This window comes from Pedobacter miscanthi, assembly GCF_003315595.1.
Lineage (GTDB): Bacteria > Bacteroidota > Bacteroidia > Sphingobacteriales > Sphingobacteriaceae > Pedobacter > Pedobacter miscanthi.
The window spans coordinates 1-4991 of the sequence record NZ_QNQU01000059.1; the positions used below are offsets into that span (position 1 = coordinate 1).

The 4991-nt window shown below is 42.4% G+C and carries 4 protein-coding genes; all 4 read right to left on the bottom strand.

All coding sequences use genetic code 11. The features are described from left to right. Positions 1 to 261: 261 nt before the first annotated feature. Entirely contained in the window at positions 262 to 2223 is a 1962-nt protein-coding gene (locus DRW42_RS28285; RefSeq protein WP_113952214.1) for an OmpA family protein, read from the bottom strand. Between the two features lie 42 nt (positions 2224 to 2265). Next, entirely contained in the window at positions 2266 to 2586 is a 321-nt protein-coding gene (locus tag DRW42_RS29350) for a type IX secretion system membrane protein PorP/SprF (RefSeq protein WP_244215382.1), read from the bottom strand. Further along, on the bottom strand, positions 2580 to 3305 hold the full coding sequence (locus tag DRW42_RS28290; protein WP_244215383.1) for a PorP/SprF family type IX secretion system membrane protein: 726 nt from the start codon (positions 3303 to 3305) through the stop codon (positions 2580 to 2582). Before DRW42_RS28290 ends, DRW42_RS29350 begins: the two co-directional genes overlap by 7 nt. A 57-nt stretch (positions 3306 to 3362) precedes the next feature. Continuing rightward, the coding region (locus DRW42_RS28295; protein WP_147243825.1) for a DUF7507 domain-containing protein at positions 3363 to 4991 on the bottom strand (1629 nt) is incomplete at its 5' end.

Genomic DNA, 4991 nt, shown 5'->3' on the forward strand with positions numbered 1-4991 from the left:
TAAATAGCTTAAGTTAATAGCATTGGTGGCGACACGAACCACGGAGTAGAAGCTTTATTTTAAAGATTCTTCACTGCGTTTGGAATGACCACAGAGGAATAACATAGTTAATCCGTGTTAATCTGTGCATCCGTGGCGAAAAGCATAGCGGTGGTTCATGGCGACACGAACTACGGGACATGAACATGCAACAAAAATGCCCCCGGTTTAACCGGAGGCATCTACTAAAAAATTAGAATATATTGTTAACCCTGATCTTATTTATTGTTTTACAATTTTAAATTCAGTTCTTCTGTTTAACTGATGTTCTTCTTCGGTGCAATTTACACCATTGGCACATTTGTTCAACAACTGGGTTTCGCCGTAACCCTTAGCCGTAATACGGTTTTTATCGATACCTCTTGAAATAATATACTGTACAGCAGATTCGGCACGTTTTTGCGACAGGTTTAAGTTGTAGCTATCTTTACCCCTGCTATCGGTATGCGAACCTAATTCGATCCAGATAGTTGGGTTATCTTTCATAATTTTAACCAGCTTATCCAATTCTACTGCAGCATCGGCACGGATGTTCCATTTATCGAAATCGTAGTAAATATTTTCTATTTTGATTGCTTTATCAATCACAATGCTTTCTAAATATAGATTCTGGGTAAGCACATTGGAGGTGGTTAAACCAATAGTAGCCAGGTTTTCGACATCAGATCTGTAATTTGTTTTTTCTGCAGAAACATTGTATTCTGATTCTTTGTTCAGGTTAAAGCGGTAAGCCCCGTTATCGTCGGTTTCGGTTTTTAAGATTGAGCCGTTTACTTTGGCCAGACTTACCAATGCACCTGCAATAGGCTGGTTGCTGTTTTTATCGAAAACCCTTCCTTCCAGTTTAAAGGCCAAAATCATGTTCTGATCAATGCTGTAAATATCATCACTGCCTAAACCACCATCACGGTTGGATGAAAGGTAAACCATACCACCTTTTGCGTTCGGACTAAAGGCAAAATCATCCTGTGGAGAATTGAAAGGATAACCCATATTTTCAATCCTCCCGATGCCCCCACCTTCTCTCAAAGCCCGAAAAACATCCAGTCCGCCCATACCTACCCTGCCATCGCTAGAGAAATAGAAGTTGTCTTTTTCGTCAAAAACCGGACTACGGTCGTTACCCTCTGTATTTACCTCTTTCAGGTTAATTGGTTTGCCCCATTCGCCGGCATCTGTTTTCAGGCATACATAAATATCGGCACCACCCATTCCGCCGGGCATATTCGAAGCAAAGTAAAGACTATTACCATCCGTTGTGATAAAAGGATCGCCTACTGAATAATCGTTTACATTATTATAAGCGAAAGAAACCGGCTCGCTCCATTTACCATCTGCACCTTTGGTGCTGCTGTAAATTTCTACGTTTACGGTACTTGGTTTGTTTTTTATTTTTTCGAGTTCGTTAGAGATGCGGGTTAAAGTAAAATACATGGTTTTACCATCGCCTGTAAAGCTTGCCGAACCTACATGGTACCTGGTTCCGGCTTTGATCGGGAACAACTGGATACTATCTTTTGCCGAAGCTTTAACATACAACTTGAGGTATCCGTTACCGGTCCATCCGTTTACCTGTTTATCGGGCTGTTTTGATCCGTCGAACCTTAAAAAAGGTTTGCTTTCTTCTGATTCCAATCCTTTTGCGGACCTGTCGGAAGTAAAAACCACACCGCCCTGATAATTAACGGCACCCCAATCAGACTGGGCACTATTTAATGCCACCTGGTTGATCAGTTCTACTTTCTTTGGGTTTCTGATCCATTTTAAAGCCGAATCGCACGAAGCAATCCAGACAGCCTGCTGTTTCTCGGATACATCTTTCTTTTTATCGATATAATTTAAATACTGGAGTTTGGCCTCGCTGTATTTAGAATTACTTTGTAAAGCCTTAGCATAACCCAGGATATTTTCAGGTTCACTATCGGTCATTTTAGATGCGATGGCATACCAGCTTTCGGCCTGTTTATAATTAAAAACCATGGCATAACTACTGGCTAAACGCTCGGCTGCGTGTAATGATTTTTTCTTTTTATAGGCCTGTTCGTATAAATCGATCGCTTTGCTGTAATTAAACAGTTCGTACTGTTTATCAGCATCTTTGAGCACATATTGTGCTTTCGCCGAAAAGCTGAAGGCAAATAAACAATATGCAGAAATACAGGTGCCTATTAAAATTCTCTTCATTATGTTGTTTGGATAATTAGGTCAAAAATACAGAATACTTGTTTAAAACACCCTTGGAGTGGCCAGCCTTACGTTGGGTTTGATGAATGAATAAGACAGGGAAATTTCGTGTGTACCACTGCTGTAGCCCTGTAACGGACCAATAGAAAAATCGTATCCGTAACCAATCCTGATCTTTTCTGAAGGAAAAATCTGAATCGCGGCAACTGCTGAGTTCCGTGGAGTTAAATCTCGCTGTAAATAGCTTTTATCATACAGTTTCACGCCTGTACGGTAAGAACCACCTACCCAGAGAAATTCCTTAATCATTAAAAATGCGTTCACATCCAAACTGGTTGGCCCGCCACGATCGTCTTTTAACAAAAAGGAAGGTTTGATCTGGAAATCTTCCGAAAGCGGGAACNCCCGCCACGATCGTCTTTTAACAAAAAGGAAGGTTTGATCTGGAAATCTTCCGAAAGCGGGAACAAAGCACCTGCAGTTAAATAATAATGTGGTTTTGGTTGTGGAATAAAGGCATAACGATCAATATTGATGTAAGTAGCAATCAGGTTATCAACGGAGAAACCTGCATAATATTTGTCGTTGGCAAAGTATACCCCTGCCCTCGCATCAGGAACAATGGTACTCTGTACACCTACCGGCTGGTTTGGTTCAGGATTGTTGGGGTTCAGCATAGAACCATCTATACCCAGTTGCACCATACCCACACCTAAGCCCAAAGCTAAACGAGAGCTACCATCATCATTCATTCTGATGCGGTAAGCATAGTTACCATAAATGCTCAGGTTGGTTTGCGCACCCAGTTTATCGCTGGCTACCTGCAGGGCAAGGCCTACATTACCACTGTTGGCAATGGCATCAACCGCAAGCGACATGCTCCTTGGTGCACCGGTTATACCCGTCCACTGGCTACGGTAAAAGCTGTGTATGTTAAGCACTTCCTTATAACCCGCATAAGCCGGATTGATGTAGATTCCGTTGAACATGTACTGACTGTACTGGGCGTCTTGCTGTGCAGATACGGGCCGCGAAAGCAACAAAAACGAACCTGCTAATAACAATATTAATTTCTTCATCATCTTGATATCTTAAAGTCTGGCCTGATTTTAAAAACCAGGCCAGACTAAGCCTCTTATCTATTTTTTAAACGCTCTGATTAATGTAATGTAACCTTTATACACTTCGAACTCGTTGCTGTTTGCCTTTTTAACACGCAGCAAGTAATAATAAGTGCCTTCGTTCAATCCCTCGCCTGTCCAGTTATTTTGGTAACCTTTAGCGTGGAATACTTCATTACCCCATCTGTTTACGATCTGCAGTTCGTTGGCCTGGTACTGGTTCAGGCCAATGATTTCGAAGGCATCGTTAATACCATCGCCGTTAGGCGTAAACAGGTTAGGAATGGTAATGGCAGTGAAGTTAGCCGTTAAGGTTACAGCCGCTACGTTGGTATAATATCCATAAGCATCTTTTACCCTATAGCTAAACACATCATCACCCACATAACCCGGGTCTGGTGTGTAAGTTATAGTACCATCAGGGTTTACTTTTACGCTACCATGTTTAGGCGGGCTTACAATCTCAACAGTTAATTTATCTAATGTAGAGTTACCCGGATCATCGTTCGCCAGAACATTAATTACCACAGGTTTGTTGGCCACTGTACCTCCCACATCATCAACCGCACGTGGCGATTTAGGGAAAGTGGTAACGGTAGGCGTATTATTTGTTTCGCCCGTTCCGGAAACGTCTGATACATTAACACCACCCGTTGTTTTAGCATTTACGGTTGCGGTATTGGTTACCGTACCTAGATCCTTATCGGCCTGGGTTAAGGTGTATACTTCAACATCGGTTGTAGTTGCTCCCGGTGCAAGTCCGCCGGCAACAGTGATTACCTTATTGTTCAGGCCAATTTTAGCATCGGTTAAGGTAATGGTATTTAAAGTAACCGGGCCGGTGTTCTTAATGGTGAACGTGTAGGTTATTTTATTGCCATTGAATACCGATGTTTTAACCAATGTTATTGATCCGGTATTCGAAACCAATGTTACTGTTGGTGTATCGTTATTCTCGGCTGTACCAGAGATATCAGTTACGGATACGTTTGCAGGTGTTTGACCTGTTACTCTAGCCGTATTGGTTACACTGCCTGCATCTTTATCTGCCTGGGTTAACTGATATACATAACTATCGGTTACTGTTGCTCCCGGAGCCAATGTACCAGGAATTAACCTGTTGTTTAATCCTAGTTTGGTATCGGTTAGGGTAATGATGTGCAAGGTTACGTTACCTGTGTTTTTAACAGTGAAAGTATAGGTAATACTATTTCCATCAGCACTTGCCGTACCCGTTTTAACCAAAGTAATGGCAGATGCCGGAGCGATTACCGTTACGGTTGCATCATCAACAGCTGGCGTATTCGGATCATCCGATTGTTTGCTGATTGTACTACCAGCCGGCGTTTGTGCAGTTGCAGTTGCCTGGTTGGTAAACGAACCATTATTTACTTCGGTTAGGGTAACCGTGTGTTTAGCCGTTACGGTAACACTTCCGCCCGGCAATAAACTAGCTATTCCTGCCGGAGTGATCGACCCTGCATCGGCACCAGCATCGGTTACAGTAACATTTGTTAAGGTTACGTTACCTGTATTGGTTACCACGATATTGTAATTGATCACATCGCCTACTTTGCTTACGCTGTTGGCTGCCACTTTGGTAAATGTAAATGATGGCGATGGCGTTAACGAAGTAACGGTTGCATC